The following is an 18,157-nucleotide window of genomic DNA, read 5'->3' as shown; positions in this document are numbered from 1 at the left end:
TCCGCCCGCAAGGGGCGAACGGGCGGCCGCAAAGGGCGCGCCGCGCAAGCGGCGCAATAGCCCTGCGGCGCGCCTTACTTGGTGGCTTCGGCCACCACGGGCTTGTTGGGGTCTATGCCCAGGCCGCCGGCGACCGGCGGCGCCAGCTTGGCCGCGGCCACGGCCTCGCGCTGCTCGGCGCTCTGGCAGTCGTCCACCAGGCGCTGGCCCACGCGGGTGTCCATGAGCATGGACTTGTTGGCGATCTGCACCATCAGCGTCTGGCCCTTGACGTCCTCCAGGCGCAGCGCGCCGGTGGATGAGAGCACGGGCTTCATGGTGTAGACGTCCTTCTTCCACTTCACGTCCAGGTAGCCGGCGTGCTTGGGGTTCACGGCGATGTCCAGCGTCTGGTTGAACTCGCAGGCATAGACGCCGCGGTAGGCGCGCTGGGAGGCGGCCAGTTGGGCCTCGTCGGCCTCGGCCAGCGGGGCTTCGGCCTTGGGGGCCGCCTTGGCGGCCTTTGCAGTCTTGGCGGCCGCGGCCTTCTCGGCCTTGGCCTTGGAGCCTTCGGTGGCCATGGCGGCGGTGGCGCTCATCAGGCCGAAGGCGGCAGCGGCGGCCAGTGCCGCCAGTCGGAGGGAAACGGTCATGAAAACTCCAGTGCGCAGCACCTTGCACGCGCGAGGGCCGCCATTGTCACGCCGCCGCGAAGCCGGCGGCAGAGCACGGTTGCGGGCCCGCGACAAATTCGCACGGGCAAGCCGAATGCTGCGCCGTGCCCGCCGCGGGCAGGGCTTCAGGTTGGGCTGAACCAGGCCTGCTGGATCTCGGCGGGCAGTTGCGCGCCGTCGCTCCAGGAGGTGCGGTGCGCGCGCTCCAGCACATGCCAGAAGTAGCGGTAGCTGGCACGGTCGTGCAACTGGTCGTGGCCGCCGTGCTGGTGGCGTATGGGCGCCCAATGCGCGGCCTGCGCGGCGGAGATGATCTCGATGGCGCGGTCCACCTCGGCGGCGGTGGGCGTGAAGGCGTCCACGATGGGCCGGATCTGCGCCGGGTGGATGCTCCACATGCGCGTGTAGCCGAACTCGCGCCCGGCACGCGTGGCCGCCTCCTCCAGCGCCCGCGTGTGCTTGAACTCCGTCACCACGCAGTGCGAAGGCACCTTGGCATGCGCGTGGCAGGCCGCGGCGATCTCCAGCTTGGCGCGCACCACCAGCGGGTGCTCGAACTGGCCCTGCACGCCCATGGCCGAGGCGGGAATGGCGCCGCGGTGCGCGGACACGAAGTCCATGAGGCCGAAGGAGAGCGACTCGATGCGCGGGTGCGCCGCCAGCGCAAACGCCTCGCGCAGCGCGCCGTGCGTCTCCACCAGCGCGTGCAACGGAATGCGGCGCGCCAGGCCCGCGCGGCCGGCCGCGGCGTCTATGAAATCGATGGCCCGCTGCAGCTCGTCCAGGCCGCGGGGCTTGGGGATCATCAGGTAGGCCAGCCGCGCACCGCACTGCGACACCAGCAGCTCGGCCACGGCCTCGAATTTTTCGTGGCCGACTTCCGGCACCCGCGCGCCCACGCGGCCGAAGCGGTTGAGCGGCGAATTGACCAGCTCGGCAATGTGCTGCGCGTGCTCGATCTCGCCGCCCACCGGGGCGCCGTCCTCGCAGTCCAGCGTGATGTCGAACACCGGCCCCATCTCGGCCTGCAGCTGCAGGCTCTTGGTCATGCGCGGCTCGACGCCAGCGTAGTGGTCGCACACGGGCAGCGAGGGCGCCAGCTCGCCGTCTTCGAACAGCGCCAGGCGGGGGTGGAGGGCTTGGGTCACGGCAGCGGTCCTGAAAGGAAAAAGGGCCGGTGAACGATCACCGGCCCCATGCAAAGCGGTTGTCGCGCGGCGCGCGGCCCAGCAGGTGCGGGCCGCGGCGCCTTCAAGGCGCGATTACAGCAGGTGCTTGACGCCGTCCTGCTCGCCCTGGAGCTCGGCCAGGGTCTTGTTGATGCACTCTTGCGAGAACTCGTCGATCTCCAGGCCTTCGACGATCTTGTACTCGCCGCCTTCGCAGGTGACGGGGTAGCCGAACATCACTTCGGCGGGGATGCCGTACTCGCCCTTGGACGGGATGCCCATGGTGACCCACTTGCCGTTGGTGCCCAGGGCCCAGTCGCGCATGTGGTCGATGGCGGCGCCGGCGGCCGAGGCGGCCGACGACAGGCCGCGGGCGGCGATGATCGCGGCGCCGCGCTTGCCCACGGTGGGCAGGAACACTTCACGGTTCCACTGCTCGTCGTTGATCAGTTCCTTGACGCTCTGGCCTTCGATGGTGGCGAAGCGGTAGTCGGCGTACATCGTGGGCGAGTGGTTGCCCCACACGGCCAGCTTCTCGATCGAGCCCACGGCCTTGCCGGTCTTGGAGGCGATCTGCGAAGCGGCGCGGTTGTGATCCAGGCGCAGCATGGCCGTGAAGTTCTTGGCCGGCAGGTCCGGGGCCGACTTCATGGCGATGTAGGCGTTGGTGTTGGCGGGGTTGCCCACCACCAGCACGCGCACGTCGCGCGAGGCCACGGCGTTCAGGGCCTTGCCCTGGGCCGTGAAGATCTGGGCGTTGGCGGCCAGCAGGTCGGCACGCTCCATGCCGGGGCCGCGGGGACGGGCGCCGACCAGCAGCGCGTAGTCGGTGTCCTTGAAGGCGGTCATCGGGTCGCTGTGGGCTTCGATGCCGGCCACCAGCGGGAAGGCGCAGTCTTCGATCTCCATGATCACGCCCTTGAGCGCGTTCTGGGCCTTCTCGTCCGGGATCTCCAGCAGTTGCAGGATCACGGGCTGGTCCTTGCCCAGCATTTCGCCGGAGGCGATGCGGAACAGCAGGGCATAACCGATCTGGCCGGCGGCGCCGGTGACCGCAACGCGGACGGGCTTCTTGCTCATGGAGCGTCTCCAAATGACAAACGGGGATCAAAGCGCCCGCGGCTGCAGCGGACGCGCCGGGTCGCAAGTGTATCCATCCGCGGGGGGCGTGGCACATTCAAAATCGATCTTATGTCTTATATAAGATACGTTTGAATGGACTGCGGGCGCGGCTTGTGCTGCAATCGCGCCCTATGTCAAGCGCCGCCCAGCCCATAGAACCTCCCGCGGATGCCGGCGCGGCGCCGGCGTTCAGCCCGCTCTACCAGCAGATCAAGGCCTTGCTGGTTCGCAGCCTGCAGGGCGGCGAGTGGAAGCCGGGCGAATCCATTCCCAGCGAGCTGGAATTGGCCGCGCGCTTCAAGGTCAGCCAGGGCACGGTGCGCAAGGCCATAGACGAGCTCGCGGCCGACGGGCTGCTCGTGCGCAAGCAGGGCAAGGGCACCTTCGTGGCCACGCATGCCGAGGAGCATGTGCAGTACCGCTTCCTGCGCCTGACGCCGGAAGAGGGCGCCAGCCCGCCGGTGGAGCGCCGCGTCCTCGACTGCCGCCGCCTGCGCGCGCCGGCCGACGTCGCGCGCACGCTGGAGCTCAAGAGCGGCGAGGCCGCCGTGCTCGTGCGCCGGCTGCTCTCGGCCCAGGGCAAGCCCGTGGTGCTCGACGACATCTGGCTGCCCGGCGCGCTCTTCAAGGGGCTGACCGTTGAAAAGCTCACGGGCTGGCGCGGGCCGATGTACGAACTGTTTGAAAGCGAGTTCGGCGTGCGCATGATCCGCGCCGAAGAGCAGATCCGGGCCGTGGCCGCCGATGCGGCGACGGCGCAGTGGCTGGAAGTGGCCGCAGGCACGCCGCTTTTGAGCGTGGAGCGCCTCTCGCGCACCTATGGCGACAAGCCCGTGGAGCTGCGCCGTGGCCTCTACAACACCGCCCAGCATCACTACCGCAACGAACTGAGCTGACCGGCGCTAAGGCCCCTTTCTTTCACGTTGCTTTCTCGGCCAGTACGTAATAGGGCTGACGTGTCGGCTTGTTTCAGTGCACTAAAATCAGCGGGTTTATCCGCACCCCGGCGATCCATCTTTCAGATAAGGCAGGACCATGGCAGACACGATCAAACAAAGACCCGTCTATCGAAACATCCACATCTCGCAGATCGTCTCGTACCGTCTGCCGCCGTCGGGCATTGTTTCGATCCTGCACCGCGTCAGCGGCGCCATGATCTTCTTCCTGCTGCCCTTCATCGTCTGGATGTTCGACACCAGCGTCTCTTCGGAAATCTCCTATGAGCGCTTCACCAGTGCCTTCACCGCGGGCATCGGCATCTTCCCCGGCTGGTTCATCAAGCTCGTGGCGCTGGCGCTGATCTGGGGCTACCTGCATCACTTCTGCGCGGGCGTGCGCCATCTGTGGATGGACATGACACACAACACCACCAAGGCCTTTGGCCGCTCTTCCGCGCAAGCCGTGCTGGCCATCGCCATCCTGCTGACGCTGCTGTTGGGCGCCAAGCTCTTCGGCCTGTACTGATCACTGCGCAGCAAGAGGGGAAACAACTCATGAATCCGAACTACGGCTCCAAGCGCCTCGTGGTGGGCGCCCACTACGGCCTGCGCGACTGGCTCAGCCAGCGCGTGACGGCTGCGCTGATGGCTCTTTTCACCATCGTGCTGCTGGCCCAGGTGCTGATGCCCGGCGAGCTCAACTACGACCGTTGGGCCGGCATCTTCTCGTCGCAGTGGATGAAGGTGCTGACCTTCGTCGTCATCGTGTCGCTGGCCTGGCACGCCTGGGTGGGCGTGCGCGACATCTGGATGGATTACGTCAAGCCCGTCGGTACGCGGCTGGCGCTGCAGGTTTTCACGATCGCGTGGCTGGTGGGCTGCGCGGGTTGGGCGGTCCAGGTGCTGTGGCGCCTCTGATAAGAATTCAAGGAGTTTCACGTGGCATTGGGATCGATCTCTAAGCGCAAGTTCGACGTCGTCATCGTCGGTGCCGGCGGGTCCGGCATGCGCGCCTCGCTGCAACTGGCCCGCGCGGGCCTGAACGTGGCCGTGCTCACCAAGGTGTTCCCCACGCGTTCGCACACGGTGGCCGCGCAGGGCGGCATCGGCGCCTCGCTGGGCAACATGAGCGAGGACAACTGGCACTACCACTTCTTCGATACCGTCAAGGGTTCCGACTGGCTCGGCGACCAGGACGCCATCGAGTTCATGTGCCGCGAAGCCCCGAAGGTCGTGTACGAGCTCGAACACTTCGGCATGCCCTTCGACCGCAACCCGGACGGCACCATCTACCAGCGCCCCTTCGGCGGCCACACGGCCAACTACGGCGAGAAGCCCGTGCAGCGCGCCTGCGCCGCGGCCGACCGTACCGGCCACGCCATGCTGCACACGCTGTACCAGCAAAACGTCAAGGCCCGCACGCAGTTCTTCGTGGAGTGGATGGCGCTGGACCTCATCCGCGACGCCGAGGGCGACGTGGTCGGCGTGACCGCGCTGGAGATGGAAACCGGCGAGGTGCACATCCTCGAAGGCAAGACCGTGCTGCTGGCCACCGGCGGCGCCGGCCGCATCTTCGCGGCCTCCACCAACGCCTTCATCAACACCGGTGACGGCCTGGGCATGGCCGCGCGCGCCGGCATCCCGCTGCAGGACATGGAGTTCTGGCAGTTCCACCCCACCGGCGTGGCCGGCGCGGGCGTGCTGCTGACCGAAGGCTGCCGCGGCGAAGGCGCCATCCTGCGCAACGCCAACGGCGAGCGCTTCATGGAGCGCTATGCCCCGACCCTGAAGGACCTGGCCCCGCGCGACTTCGTCTCGCGCTGCATGGACCAGGAGATCAAGGAAGGCCGTGGTTGCGGTCCCAACAAGGACTACGTGGTCCTGGACATGACCCACCTGGGCGCCGAGACCATCCTCAAGCGCCTGCCCTCGGTGTTCGAGATCGGCCACAACTTCGCCAACGTCGACATCACCAAGGAGCCGATCCCGGTCGTGCCCACCATCCACTACCAGATGGGCGGCATCCCGACCAACATCCACGGCCAGGTCGTGGTGCCTTCCGGCGACGTGCACAACAAGATCATCAACGGCCTCTACGCCGTGGGTGAGTGCGCCTGCGTGAGCGTGCACGGCGCCAACCGCCTGGGCACCAACTCGCTGCTGGACCTGCTGGTGTTCGGCCGCGCCGCGGGCAACCACATCGTGGACACCGCGCTCAAGGCCAAGTCGCACAAGGCGCTGCCCGCCGACGCCGCCGACCGCACCCTGGCGCGCCTGGCGCGCCTGGAGTCCAGCACCTCCGGCGAGTACGCGCAGGACGTGGCGGGCGACATCCGCAAGACCATGCAGCAGCACGCGGGCGTGTTCCGCACGCAAAAGAGCATGGACGAGGGCGTCAAGGCCATCAACGAGGTCGCCAAGCGCGTGGGCAGCATCACGCTCAAGGACAAGAGCAAGGTGTTCAACACCGCCCGCATCGAGGCGCTGGAAGTGGAGAACCTCATCGAGGCCGCCCAGGCCACGATGACCTCCGCCGCCGCCCGCACCGAGAGCCGTGGCGCCCACACCGTCGACGACTACGCCGACAGCCCCGAGTTCCCGAACGGCCGCAACGACAAGGATTGGCTCAAGCACACGCTGTACTACAGCGAAGGCCGCCGCCTGGCCTACAAGCCCGTCAACTTGAAGCCGCTGACGACGGAATCCATTCCGCCCAAGGTCCGTTCGTTCTAAGAGATCACAGCCATGGCAAAGCGCACTTTCCAGATCTACCGCTACGACCCGGACAAGGATGCCCGGCCCTACATGCAGACCCTCGAGGTCGAGCTCGACGGCTCCGAGCGCATGCTGCTGGACGCCCTCATCAAGCTCAAGCAGGTCGATCCTTCGCTGAGCTTCCGCCGCTCCTGCCGTGAAGGCGTGTGCGGTTCGGACGCGATGAACATCAACGGCAAGAACGGCCTGGCCTGCCTGACCAACATGCGCTCGCTGCCGGCGGTCGTGGTGCTCAAGCCGCTGCCGGGCCTGCCGGTGGTCCGCGACCTGATCGTGGACATGACGCAGTTCTTCAAGCAGTACCACTCGATCAAGCCCTACCTCGTCAACGACAACACGCCGCCCGACAAGGAGCGGCTGCAGTCGCCCGAGGAGCGCGAGGAGCTCAACGGCCTGTACGAGTGCATCCTGTGCGCGAGCTGCTCCACCAGCTGCCCGAGCTTCTGGTGGAACCCGGACAAGTTCGTCGGCCCGGCCGGCCTGCTGCAGGCCTACCGCTTCATCGCCGACAGCCGCGACCAGGGCACCGCCGAGCGCCTGGACAACCTGGAAGACCCGTACCGGCTCTTCCGCTGCCACACGATCATGAACTGCGTGGACGTGTGTCCCAAGGGCCTCAATCCTGCTGGCGCGATCAGCAAGATCAAGGAACTGATGGTCCGCCGCGCGGTGTGACCGTTTTCACCCCCGGTCAGCCCTCCGAAAGCCTGCCATGGACAATCTTCTCGACGAGCGCGCCTTGAGCAAGCTCAAATGGCGGTGCCGCCGCGGGCTGCTGGAAAACGACCTTCTGATCGAGCGCTTCTTCCAGCGCCATGAGGCCACGATGACGGTGGCGCAGGGCGAAGCGCTGTCCGCGCTCATGGAGCTTTCGGACAACGACCTGCTGGACCTGCTGCTGCGCCGCAAGGAGCCGCAAGGCGATCTGGACCGCGAGGACGTGCGTACGCTGCTGGAGCAGCTGCGCACGCCGCCAATGCAAACGAATTGACGTGAAAGGGAACTCCCCGATGAATGCCTCCGACGTGAAAGCCACCCTGTCGTTCTCGGACGGCAGCCCCTCCATGGACCTGCCCATCTACAAGGGCAGCATTGGCCCGGATGTGATCGACATCCGCAAGCTCTACGGGCAGACCGGCAAGTTCACCTACGACCCCGGCTTCCTGTCCACCGCCTCCTGCCAGTCCGCGATCACCTACATCGACGGCGACAAGGGCGAGCTGCTGTACCGCGGCTACCCCATCGAGCAACTCGCCACCGGCTGCGACTTCCTCGACACCTGCTACCTGCTGCTGTACGGGGAGCTGCCCAACGAGCAGCAACAGCGCGACTTCCACAAGCTCGTGAACAACCACACGATGGTCAACGAGCAGATGCAGTTCTTCCTGCGTGGCTTCCGTCGCGATGCGCACCCGATGGCCGTGATGACGGGCCTGGTGGGCGGTCTGTCGGCCTTCTATCACGACAGCACCGACATCAATAACCCCAAGCACCGCGAGATCGCGGCGATCCGCCTGATCGCCAAGATGCCCACGCTGGTGGCCATGGCCTACAAGTATTCGATCGGCCAGCCCTACATCTATCCGAAGAACGACCTGTCCTACGCGGGCAACTTCATGCGGATGATGTTCGCCACGCCGTGCGAGGAGTACGTGCCCAATGACGTGCTGGTGCGCGCCATGGACCGCATCTTCATCCTGCACGCCGACCACGAGCAAAACGCCTCCACCTCCACCGTGCGCCTGTGCGGCTCGTCGGGCACCAACCCGTTCGCCGCCATCGCCGCGGGCGTGGCCTGCCTGTGGGGCCCGGCCCACGGCGGCGCCAACGAGGCCTGCCTGAACATGCTGGAAGAGATCCAGCAAATGGGCGGCGTCGAGAAGATCGGCGACTTCATCAAGCAGGTGAAGGACAAGACCTCCAGCGTCAAGCTGATGGGCTTCGGTCACCGCGTCTACAAGAACTACGACCCGCGCGCCAAGCTGATGCGCGAAACCTGCCACGAGGTGCTGAGCGCCCTGGGCCTGGAAAACGACCCGCTGTTCAAGCTGGCCATGGCCCTGGAAAAGATCGCCCTGGAAGACGAGTACTTCGTCTCCCGCAAGCTGTACCCGAACGTGGACTTCTACTCGGGCATCGTGCAGCGCGCCATCGGCATCCCCGTGAGCCTGTTCACCGCGATCTTCGCCCTGGCCCGCACGGTCGGCTGGATCGCCCAGCTCAACGAGATGATCGCCGACCCCGAGTACAAGATCGGCCGTCCGCGCCAGCTCTTCGTCGGCGCCGAGCGCCGCGACGTGCCCCCGCTGAGCGCCCGCTGATCAGCCTCGCGCACATGCCCCGGCCCCTGGCCGGTGCGCACGCAGCAAACCCCGGCCTGGCCGGGGTTTTTTCATTGGCCGGACCATTCGCGCCCCGTGCCGCGGCGCGCCACACGCCGCCGTTGCGCCGGCAACTTCACCCTTCAGGACGCATGAACGCTCTTACCACCCGCCGCCAGGCCCTGGCGCTGGCCGTCGCTGCCGCCGCCACCATGGCCGCCGCCGGCCCCGCCGCCGCGCAGGCCAGGAAATACCCGGACCACCCCATCACCTTCATCGTTCCGTTCCCGGCCGGCAGCGCCACGGACCAGCTCGCCCGCGTGGTGGCCGAGCACGTGGGCCGCGCGGCGGGGCAGAGCGTGATCATCGACAACAAGCCCGGCGCCAACGGCACGATAGGCACGGCCGCCGCCGCCAAGGCCCCGGCCGACGGCCACAGCTTCCTGATTGCCACCAGCACCACGCACGCCGCCAACGCGTCGCTGTACCGCAAGCTGCCCTACGACCCGATCAAGGACTTCGCGCCCGTCACCCGCCTGGGCGAGATTCCCTTCGTGATGCTGGTCAACCCGTCCGTGCCCGCGGACACGGCGCAGAAGTTCGTCGCCTATGCCAAGGCCAACCCCGACAAGCTGGCCTGGGGCTCGGGCTCCAGCGGCAGCCTCATCCCCGGCCATGCGCTGGTGACGGCCAACGCCCTGCGCATGACGCACGTGCCCTACAAGGGCGTGCAGCCGGCCATGACGGACACCATGGGAGGCCAGACGCAGCTCGTCTTTGCCGACCTCTCGTCCGGCGTGCCCCAGGTCAAGGCCGGCAAGCTGCGCGCGCTGGCCGTGACCTCGGCCGGCGAGCACCCCATGCTGCCCGGCGTGCCGCCGCTGGCGGTGGTGGTGCCCGGCTTCGAGATGACGGCCTGGTTCGCCATGTACGCGCCCGCGGCCACGCCGCCGGCCGCGGTGGAGAAGATGAACCAATGGGTGCGCGCCGCGCTGGCCGACCCGGCGGTGCAGGCCAAGGTCGCGCCTTCCGGCTTCAAGCTCACGCCCAGCACCCCGGCCGAGCTGGGCCTCTTCGCCGCCAAGGAAACCGTCAAGTGGGCCAAGGCGGTGCAGGCGGCAGGGATTCAGGCGGAGTAAATCACTTCATCCACCGCCGCATCGCAAAGCTCAGCCCGTCCACGAAGGCGACCAGCAGCAGCATCGCAATGAGGACGGTGGCCGTCTTGCCCATGTGGAACAGCCCCATGTGGAAGGCGAGCAACTGCCCCAGGCCGCCCGCGCCGACCACGCCCAGCACGGCGGCGGCGCGGATGTTGTTCTCCCACCGGTACAGCGTGTAGGACAGCAGCTGCGGCAGCACCTGCGGCAGCGTCGCGTAGGCCAGCACCCGCCAGCCCGTGACGCCCTGCGTGCGCAAGGCCGTCGCCGCATCGCGCGGCGCGTTCTCCATCGCCTCGGCAAACAGCCGCCCAAGCACGCCGGAGGTGTGCAGCGCCAGCGCCAGCGTCCCCGCGAACGGCCCAAGCCCCGCCGCGATCAGCAGCAGCGCCGCCCACACCAGCTCAGGCACCGCCCGCAAGGCGTTCAGCAACATACGGGCTACAGACCGGAACCTCGCGGCGTCCCCTTCGTGGCGCCGGCTCGCGGGCAGGGCCAGGGCCAGGCCGGCCACCGCCGCCAGCAGCGTGCCCAGCGCCGACATGGCCAGCGTCTCGACGGCCGACCACGCCACCTTCGCCACGAAGGGCGGCGAGAAGTCCGGCGGGTAGAACTCGGCCACGAAGCGGCCCATGGCGCGCAGCGCGTCCATGGACACAAAGGCGCCCCACTGCAGGTCCAGCGACCAGAAGCTGCCCACCACCAGTGCCAGCGCCGCTGCGGTGTACCAGCAGGCCTTGCAGCGTGCGCTGAAGAGCGGCGGCGGCAGCCGCCAGGGCGGGTTGGCGGCGGTGGTGCCGTGGCGTCGTTGCATCGCGCGGCCCTCCGTCAGCCCAATTGCCGCCGCAGCGCGGCGCTGGTGCGGTCGGCCAGCGCCACCAGCGCCACGAACACCAGCAGCATGGTGGCGACCTCGCCGCCGTTGAACATCTTCATGGAGCTGTCCATCTGTTGCCCCAGCCCGCCCGCGCCCACGAAGCCCAGCACCACCGAGCTGCGGATGGCGCATTCCCAGCGGTAGACCGTGTAGGAGGCCAGCTCCGCCGCGTTCTGCGGCAGCAGGGCGTAGGTGAAGGCCTGCAGGCGTCCCGCGCCGTTGCGCAGCAGCGCTTGGGCCGGCGGCGCCTCGCCGCTGTCCAGGATCTCGGCGTAGACCTTGCCCAGCATGCCGCCGTAGGTCAGCGCGATGGCCAGCACGCCCGGCGTGGCCCCCAGCCCCGCGACGCGGACGAACACCAGCGCCCACACCAGCTCCGGCACGCTGCGCAGCACGATCAACATCCAGCGCACGCCCTGGCGCACCACGCGTGGCAGCGGCGCCATGCGCCCGGACAGCAGCGAGACGGACAGCGCCTCCGTCGCCAGCAGCGCGCCCGGAATGGCGATCACCAGGCCCAGCACGATGCCGGCCGTCGCCATGGCCACGGTGCGCCAGGTCTCGCGCGCCACCATCTCCAGGAACTCGGCCGAGTGCGCCGGCGGGACGAAGCTGCCGAGGAAATTGAGGATGGGCGCGCGGCTCTCCGGCGACCACAACTGCGCCGGCCGGAATTCGGTGAGCACCAGCAGCGGCCACAACAGCACCAGCGCCGTGGCGGTCCAGGAGACACGCTTGATCCAGGCCGGATCGCGCCGCGGCACCCGCGGGGAAAGCGCCGCGCTCATCGGCAGTGCATGACGACCGGTGCCGGCCCGGGCGCCGGCGTGTCCAGTGCCGGCGCGGGGGCGTGCAGCTCGTCCTCGTGCTGCGCGTAGAGCTGGCGCAGCCGCTGCGGCGTCACCTGTGCCGAGGGCAGGTCGAAGAACACCGCGCCGTCGCGCAGGGCGATCACGCGGGTGAAACGTTCCAGCGCCACGTCCACCTGGTGCAGCGAGGCCAGCAGCGTGGCGCCGCGGGCGCGGGCTTCGTCCAGCAGCGTGCGAACGGCCTCGTCGGCGCGGCGCGGGTCCAGGGCCGAGAGGGGCTCGTCCACCAGCCACAGGCTGGCCGGCGCCAGCAGGGCGCGGGCCAGCCCCACGCGCTGGCGCTCGCCGCCGGAGAGGTGGTCCACGCGCTCGAACAGTTTTTCGGCCAGGTCGAAGCGCTCCAGCGCCTGGTGCGCGCCGGGGATGTCCACCGGGTAGAAGAGCGAGCGCAGGCTGGTCCAGAAGCTCATGGCCGGCAGCCGTGCCGCCAGCACCGCCGTGATCACGCGCTGGCGCGGCGGCAGCGGCGGCACCTGCGGCGCCAACAGCAGCCGCCCGCGCAGGCGCTGCAGCGCGCGCACGGACAGCGTCCAGGGGTCGGTGCCATCCATCTCCACGCGGCCGCCGCTTGGGCGCAGCGCCGCCGCGGCCACCTGCAGCAGCGTGGTCTTGCCCGCGCCGGACGGGCCGATGAGCGCCACCTGCTCGCCGGGTGCGAGCGAAAGCGAAATGCCGCGCAAGGCGGGCGCGGCACCGCGGCGCGCCGCGGGATGCGCGGCGTCCACCTGATGCAGGGTGAGATGCATGGAAATCCGGATAGACGAGAAACGGCCGCAAGAGGCGCGGCCGTAACGAGGCGCGACTGTACCGGCTGCCGTGCGGCCACGGCCTGCGCCGGGTCATGCCGGCAGGCGGGCATGCTACGGACGCGGCATGCCTTCAGTCCGCCACCGTCAATCAATTGCCATTGGTGCCGTCAAAAGCCAGGGCTTCCATGCGGGCGGCAACGGCGGGAGCGATTTTGAGGCCGTGGCCGGAAAATCCCGTGGCCCAGTAAAGGCCGGAAATCTTCTCGTCCGCTGCCACGACGGCTTCGCCATCAGGTGTGAAGGCGTCGAAGCGCCTCCAGCCTCCTGCGCCACGTATGGGGCCGCCCCATTGAAAGCGTTGCCCCGCCACATCGCGCACGGCCATTTGCTGCTGGGGTGAATGGGGAATGGGCGAGTCCGGATCGATATTCCAATCCGAAAGCGCCATGCCGGCGCGCAGCATGCCGGGGCTGTCCGAGCGCCCAAAAATGCCCAGTGCCGGGTCCAGAAAAGCCGGATGCTCTTGCGCAAACGAGGTGTCGGCCAACGCATCACACTGCACGGATCTGGAGAAAACATTGCTAGGCAGTGCCAGTCCGCCCGCCCCGGCAAGTTTTCGGCTCCAGGCCCCCACGCAGAGAATGACCCGGTGAGCGCGTAGCAGCCCCATGCTGGAATAAATGCCCACCACATGGCCGCCGTCCTGGGCCACGCCTCGAGCTTCCACCCCTTCCAGTGCCCACTGGCCCTTGGCGCGGGCCTTTGCAATCCAGAAGCGCGTGACTTCAGCTGGGTCTATATGGCCCGCAGTGGGCTCGAATACCGCGCCGGCCAGATCGTTCCATCGGATATGGGGAAAACGCCGCGCACCCTCGTCGGCAGCCAGCCATTCCACGGGGACCAGGCCACGCATTTCCTGGACCCGCTCCCGCGTCACCTTTTCTTGTGCGTGGGAGACAAAATGCAAGGCGCCGCTGCGCCGTACCGCCGGACCGCCCTGGCGCTCCAGGTCCATGAATTTTGGAAATGAGGCGCAAGCCAGCGCCGTCAATTTCTCGCAGGCATGGTAGCAATTCAAAATGCCGCTGGACCAGCCCGTGGCACCTTGGGCAAACCGGGATTTCTCTATGAGCAAAACCCGCCGCCCCGACCTCGCCAGGCGGTGAAAAATCGCGGCACCTGCAATGCCGCCGCCGACGATGAGGGCATCGAATGGCGTTTGGAAAGGAGTTGGGGTGGAGGAGCCGGCTGGGCCCGCGAAATCTTCAGCCATGTCATTCAAACCCAGCCCGGGCTCCGCGCATGTTGCAAACCACGCGGTAATCCTTCAGGCGGCGGCCGCGCACAGGCACTCTATCGACCAAAATTAACAAGACGTAAGCGCCGAAGTGGACGCCGACGGCAAGTTTCCGGACAAATTCGCTTGCGGCTTGCGGGCGGGCCCAGCGGCCGGGCTCGCCGGACCCGGCCCGGCGCCCGCCCAAGGGGCGGGCGGTGAGGGGGCTTACAGCAGCCCGGCGCTGCGGGCCGCGCCCTCGATGCTCTTGTAGTTCTCGGCCTTGGTCGGGATGAAGCGCGTGGCGCGCTGCAGCTCCAGCACCTGCGCGCCTTCCGGCGTGGACTTGTCCAGGGCCAGGAAGGCGGCGCTGAGCTTGTCCTTCTGCGCCGCGGGCATGTCGGCGTGCACCGTCCAGTTGTAGTCGTAGTAGGCGGGCGTCGTGTAGAAGACGCGCACGCGGGCCGTGTCCACCTTCTTGTCGGCCACGAACTTGTCCCACACCGAGATGTTGAGCGCGCCGGCCTGCACCTTGCCGGAAGCCACGGCCGCGATCGTCGCGTCGTGCGCGCCGCTGAAGGCCACGCGCTTCAAGTCGCGCTCGGGCTCGATGCCGGCGGCCAGCAGGAAGTGGCGCGGCATGAGGTGGCCGCTGGTGGAGCTTTGCGAGCCGAAGCTCAGGTCGCGGCCCTTGAGGTCGGCCAGGCTCTTGATGGCGGGGTCGGCGGTGATGAACACCGAGCGGAATTTCTCATCTTCCTCGCGCTGCACCAGCGGCACCACCTTGCCGCCGGAGCGCACGTTGGCCTGGACGAAGGTGAAGCCGCCGAACCAGGCCAGGTCCACCTTCTTGTTGACCAGCGCCTCGACGGCGGCAGCGTAGTCGGTGACGGGCGTGTACTCCACCTTCATGCCCAGCTTGCCCTCCAGGTACTTCATCAGCGGCGCCGCCTTGCGGGCAAGCTCGGTGGGCGACTCGTCGGGGATGGCGGTGACGCGAAACACGGTGGCTTGCGCCTGCGCGGCGCCGGCCGCGGCGGCCAGCAGCGAGGCGGCGAGCAGGGTGCGGCGGGAGAGGGTGGCTTTCATGGGTGCCTGGGGCTGGGTTGCAAAGGAGCGGAATTACACCGCAGTTGCAAGTGGTGGCAGCTTCGCGGGCAGGGGCCTCCCTAGAGTGGGCCGGATGCACGAGCTCCAGCCGCGATTCATCCAAGCCCCGGCCGTCGCGCCGGCCCTCCATGCCGCCGAGCTGGCGGCCGGGCTGCTCAGCCGGCCCGCCCACGTCGCCCCCAAGCACCTGTACGACCCGCTGGGCTGCCGGCTGTTCGAGGCCATCACGGCCTTGCCCGAATACGCCGCCACGCGCACGGAAGCCGCCATCCTGGCTGCGCACGGGCAGGACATCGCCCGCGCCCTGGGCCGCGGCCTGACGCTGGTGGACCTGGGCGCGGGCAACTGCGCCAAGGCCGCGTTGCTGTTCAGCCTGCTGCAACCCAGCCACTACGTGGCGGTGGACATCGCCGCGGAGTTCATCGCCGAGGCGCTGCAGGCGCTGCAACTGCGCCACCCGCGCCTGCCCATGACGGGCGTGGCGCTGGACTTCTCGGGTCACTTCGTCCTGCCGCCCGGGCTGCCGGGCGGGCCGCGGCTGATGTTCTACCCCGGCTCCAGCATCGGCAATTTCGAGCCGGCGCACGCGCGGCGCTTCCTGCAGCAGGCACGCGAGCAGTCGCTGGGCGGCGCGCTGCTCATTGGGGTGGACCTCGTGAAACCGCTGTCGCAGCTGCTGCCGGCCTATGACGACGCGCTGGGCGTGACGGCCGCCTTCAACCGCAACCTGCTGCTGCACGTGAACCGGCAGTTGGGCTGCGACTTCAACCCGGCCGACTGGGCCCACGTGGCCTGCTTCGACGCCGAGGCCTCGCGCATAGAGATGCACCTGCGCGCCCTGCGCGGCGTGCGCGTGCGCTGGGCGGACGCACAGCGCGACTTCGCCGAGGGCGAGCACATCCACACCGAGAACTCCTACAAGTACCGCATCGAGCAGTTCGACGCCCTGCTGCACGAGGCGGGCTGGTCCGACACGCGCTGCTGGACGGATGCGCAGCAGGGGTTCGCGGTGTTTGCGGCGGCGGTTTGAAACGGGCCCCGCGCCGGCCCAAGCCGAATTTCAACGCCGCCGGATCACCCGGCCCGAAGCCAGCGGCCCTGCCGGCTGGCCCAGGTGCCAGGGCAGCGCAGGCCCATGACCCGGATGCGCCCCGGCCCGCACGGGCCAGCCCGCCGCCCCCCGCGGCTCGCCACGTGCTGGCGCGGCAGCCTGCGCGGCGGCGGCCCGCGTGGCCAGCGGCGCGGCGCCGGGCGCAAGCAGCAGCGTCGCCACCGCCTCCCGCACCCAGTCGGTGGGCTCACCACCCGCCGCGCCGCCCTCCAGCGCCAGTCGCTGGCCTGCGTGGAACACCTGGCGGCGCAGCCCGGCCACCAGCAGCGGCTGGAGCGCGGCGGCGTCCGGCGCGGCGCCGGGGCGCACGGCCTGCAGGTGGCGGCCGTCCAGCAGCGTCACCGTGCCGGCGCCCACGACTTCCAGGGCGCGGCCGGGTTCGATCACCAGTGCCGTGTCCTCGTCCACACCTAAACCCAGCAGGCCCGGCTGCTGCGCCACGGCCGTGATCAGCCGCGGCAGCCGCTGCCGCTCGCTGAAGTGCTGGTCCACGATGGCGCCGGGCAGCAGCGCTAAACCGTCCTCCAGCCAGGCGGCCTCCTGCTCCGGCTCCTCCAGCGAGCGGGCGCCCAGCAGCATGCTGCGCGACAGTGCCGCGGCGCCCGCGCTGGTGCCGGCGATGCAACTGTCCGGCCGCGCTGCCGCGCAGGGCGGTGAGCAGCCGGTGCTGGTCGCCACCGGTGATGAAGACGCCGTCGGCCTCCAGGATGCGGCGCGCCACCGCGGGGCTGTCCGCGTCCTCGCGCGAGCCGATCGCCAGCTCCACCCGGCGTCGCACGCCCAGCCGGTTGAATGCCTGCGCATAGCTCGCGCCCATGAGCTGCGGCGTGGCGCTGGCCGTGGTGAGCACGGCGATGCGCGCGCGGAGCCCGCCGCTGAGCTGCACGAAGCGGCGCAGCACCGCCATGGCGCCGCGCCTGTCCTCGTTGCCGCCTATGGCCATGAGCACGCCGGCCTCGGCGTGCGGCGCTTGGGTGGGGTCGGCCTTGCAGCCGCCGCGCGTGCGGTCGGGGTGCTCAGGGCGGTCGGCGCAATGGGCCGGCGCGCCCAGGGCAGGGCGCGCCAGCGGCGCGATGCCCGCCGCCGCCAGCCCAAGCAGCAGGCGCCGGCGCGAAGCCGCGCCGGGCGGCAGGTGGAAAGTCGCCATGGCTGCCGCTCACTCGTCCCGCGCGATGCGAAAACCCACGCCGCTCAGGCGCACGTCCGGCGCCAGCGCGCCGCGGAAAGCGCAGCGCAGCGCCTCCGGCGCGTCGGCCCAGGAGCCGCCGCGCACCACGCGGCGCGGGCCGTGGTCCGCGGGCTCCCAGGCGCTGCCGTCGGCCGGCGCGTCGAAGTAGCTGCGGTAATAGCGGTCCTGCACCCATTCCCAGACGTTGCCGTGCAGGTCGTGCAGGCCGAAGGCGTTGGGCGCGAACCGGCCCACGCGCAGCGGCGCCTTGCGGTATGGGCCCGGCGCGCTGCCGCCATAAGTGCCCGTGGCGTTGAAATTCGCCTGTGCCGCCGTGATGGCCGTGCCGGTGGAAAAGGCCGAGCGGGTGCCGGCGCGCGCCGCATATTCCCATTCGGCCTCGCTGGGCAGGCGAAACCGCCGTCCGCTGAGCTGGCTCAATTTGCGAATAAATGCCTGTGCGTCCTGCCAGCTCACGTTTTCCACGGGGCAGTCGCCGCCGCAGCGCTGGAATTGGCTGGGGTTGCGGCCCATCACCGCCTTCCACTGCGCCTGCGTCACCTCGAAGCGGCCCAGCAAAAAGGGCTGAAGGCTCACCGGGTGCTGCGGCCCCTCGTCGGTGGAGCGTTCGGCCTCGCCCGCGGGCGAGCCCATGAGAAAGCTGCCGCCCGGCACGGCGACCAGCTCCAGGCACTGCGTGCCTACGCACACGCGCTCGGCCAGGGCGGCCGGCCCGTCCTGCGGCTGCGAGCGCGCACCCGGCGCGGCAGCCGCCAAGGCCAGCACCGCCAGCAGGCTGGCCGCTGCGCTTGCAGGCCCTTTCATGGTGGTGTTTCCGTCCATTTATCCATTTGTCCAG

General features: G+C 69.1%; 18 protein-coding genes and 1 pseudogene. 9 read left to right on the top strand and 10 right to left on the bottom strand.

Translation table 11 applies throughout. The features are described from left to right. Window positions 1-74: 74 nt before the first annotated feature. From ALA01S_RS12485 to ALA01S_RS12475, 3 genes are all read right to left on the bottom strand, one after another. Entirely contained in the window at window positions 75-632 is a 558-nt protein-coding gene (locus ALA01S_RS12485) for a hypothetical protein (RefSeq protein WP_066336765.1), read from the bottom strand. A gap of 146 nt (window positions 633-778) precedes the next feature. After that, window positions 779-1,801: an HpcH/HpaI aldolase/citrate lyase family protein gene (locus tag ALA01S_RS12480; RefSeq protein WP_066336764.1), complete on the bottom strand. Its 1,023-nt coding sequence runs from the start codon at window positions 1,799-1,801 to the stop codon at window positions 779-781. A 114-nt stretch (window positions 1,802-1,915) separates the two neighbouring features. Next, window positions 1,916-2,902 carry a malate dehydrogenase gene (locus ALA01S_RS12475; protein ID WP_066336762.1) on the bottom strand — a complete coding sequence of 329 codons (987 nt, stop codon included), beginning with the start codon at window positions 2,900-2,902 and terminating at the stop codon, window positions 1,916-1,918. A 173-nt stretch (window positions 2,903-3,075) separates the two neighbouring features. Between ALA01S_RS12475 and ALA01S_RS12470 the strand changes: the two genes are divergently transcribed. The 8 genes from ALA01S_RS12470 (at window position 3,076) to ALA01S_RS12435 (ending at window position 10,117) form a co-directional block, all read left to right on the top strand. Beyond that, window positions 3,076-3,840: a GntR family transcriptional regulator gene (locus ALA01S_RS12470; RefSeq protein WP_066336757.1), complete on the top strand. Its 765-nt coding sequence runs from the start codon at window positions 3,076-3,078 to the stop codon at window positions 3,838-3,840. A 139-nt stretch (window positions 3,841-3,979) separates the two neighbouring features. Beyond that, on the top strand, window positions 3,980-4,408 hold the full coding sequence (gene sdhC / locus ALA01S_RS12465) for a succinate dehydrogenase, cytochrome b556 subunit (RefSeq protein ID WP_066336755.1): 429 nt from the start codon (window positions 3,980-3,982) through the stop codon (window positions 4,406-4,408). Window positions 4,409-4,437: 29 nt separating this feature from the next. Continuing rightward, window positions 4,438-4,800: a succinate dehydrogenase, hydrophobic membrane anchor protein gene (gene sdhD / locus ALA01S_RS12460; RefSeq protein ID WP_066336753.1), complete on the top strand. Its 363-nt coding sequence runs from the start codon at window positions 4,438-4,440 to the stop codon at window positions 4,798-4,800. An 87-nt stretch (window positions 4,801-4,887) separates the two neighbouring features. Further along, window positions 4,888-6,615, top strand: coding sequence for a succinate dehydrogenase flavoprotein subunit (gene sdhA / locus ALA01S_RS12455; RefSeq protein ID WP_238455782.1), 1,728 nt, complete (start codon window positions 4,888-4,890; stop codon window positions 6,613-6,615). A 12-nt stretch (window positions 6,616-6,627) separates the two neighbouring features. Further along, window positions 6,628-7,332, top strand: a complete 705-nt coding sequence (locus ALA01S_RS12450) for a succinate dehydrogenase iron-sulfur subunit (protein ID WP_066336749.1) — start codon at window positions 6,628-6,630, stop codon at window positions 7,330-7,332. Between the two features lie 37 nt (window positions 7,333-7,369). Then, a complete protein-coding gene (locus tag ALA01S_RS12445) occupies window positions 7,370-7,648 on the top strand; it encodes an FAD assembly factor SdhE (protein WP_066336747.1) in 279 nt (92 codons plus the stop codon). Window positions 7,649-7,667: 19 nt separating this feature from the next. Then, window positions 7,668-8,978: a citrate synthase gene (gltA, locus tag ALA01S_RS12440; protein WP_066336745.1), complete on the top strand. Its 1,311-nt coding sequence runs from the start codon at window positions 7,668-7,670 to the stop codon at window positions 8,976-8,978. A 152-nt stretch (window positions 8,979-9,130) separates the two neighbouring features. Further along, window positions 9,131-10,117, top strand: a complete 987-nt coding sequence (locus ALA01S_RS12435; protein ID WP_066336743.1) for a Bug family tripartite tricarboxylate transporter substrate binding protein — start codon at window positions 9,131-9,133, stop codon at window positions 10,115-10,117. Window position 10,118: 1 nt separating this feature from the next. On the opposite strand, the gene phnE is transcribed toward ALA01S_RS12435, so the two are convergent. The 5 genes from phnE to ALA01S_RS12405 all read right to left on the bottom strand — a co-directional run bounded on the left by phnE (window position 10,119) and on the right by ALA01S_RS12405 (window position 14,998). Next, window positions 10,119-10,952: a phosphonate ABC transporter, permease protein PhnE gene (gene phnE, locus ALA01S_RS12430; protein WP_066336741.1), complete on the bottom strand. Its 834-nt coding sequence runs from the start codon at window positions 10,950-10,952 to the stop codon at window positions 10,119-10,121. 14 nt (window positions 10,953-10,966) lie between these two features. Then, window positions 10,967-11,803, bottom strand: coding sequence for a PhnE/PtxC family ABC transporter permease (locus ALA01S_RS12425; RefSeq protein ID WP_066336738.1), 837 nt, complete (start codon window positions 11,801-11,803; stop codon window positions 10,967-10,969). Then, a complete protein-coding gene (locus tag ALA01S_RS12420) occupies window positions 11,800-12,630 on the bottom strand; it encodes a phosphonate ABC transporter ATP-binding protein (protein ID WP_066336736.1) in 831 nt (276 codons plus the stop codon). The genes ALA01S_RS12425 and ALA01S_RS12420 overlap by 4 nt, the downstream gene beginning before the upstream one ends. Window positions 12,631-12,781: 151 nt before the next feature. Beyond that, window positions 12,782-13,906 (bottom strand): NAD(P)/FAD-dependent oxidoreductase, encoded by a 1,125-nt coding sequence (locus tag ALA01S_RS31760; RefSeq protein ID WP_084267486.1) that lies wholly within the window; start codon window positions 13,904-13,906, stop codon window positions 12,782-12,784. 231 nt (window positions 13,907-14,137) lie between these two features. Continuing rightward, complete coding sequence (locus ALA01S_RS12405) at window positions 14,138-14,998, bottom strand: putative selenate ABC transporter substrate-binding protein (protein WP_066336730.1); 861 nt, start codon at window positions 14,996-14,998, stop codon at window positions 14,138-14,140. A 94-nt stretch (window positions 14,999-15,092) separates the two neighbouring features. Between ALA01S_RS12405 and egtD the strand changes: the two genes are divergently transcribed. Then, complete coding sequence (egtD, locus tag ALA01S_RS12400; protein WP_066336728.1) at window positions 15,093-16,049, top strand: L-histidine N(alpha)-methyltransferase; 957 nt, start codon at window positions 15,093-15,095, stop codon at window positions 16,047-16,049. Window positions 16,050-16,079: 30 nt separating this feature from the next. On the opposite strand, the pseudogene ALA01S_RS34755 reads toward egtD, so the two are convergent. Further along, window positions 16,080-17,037, bottom strand: a pseudogene (locus ALA01S_RS34755) (cyanophycinase). Between the two features lie 249 nt (window positions 17,038-17,286). Beyond that, a complete protein-coding gene (locus tag ALA01S_RS12390; RefSeq protein WP_169805909.1) occupies window positions 17,287-18,123 on the bottom strand; it encodes a formylglycine-generating enzyme family protein in 837 nt (278 codons plus the stop codon). Window positions 18,124-18,157 lie beyond the last annotated feature (34 nt).

The sequence above is a fragment of the Azohydromonas lata NBRC 102462 genome (assembly GCF_001571085.1).
GTDB lineage: Bacteria > Pseudomonadota > Gammaproteobacteria > Burkholderiales > Burkholderiaceae_C > Azohydromonas > Azohydromonas lata.
Note: the sequence above shows the minus strand (reverse complement) of the source record. Positions and strands in the feature narration are given on the sequence as shown.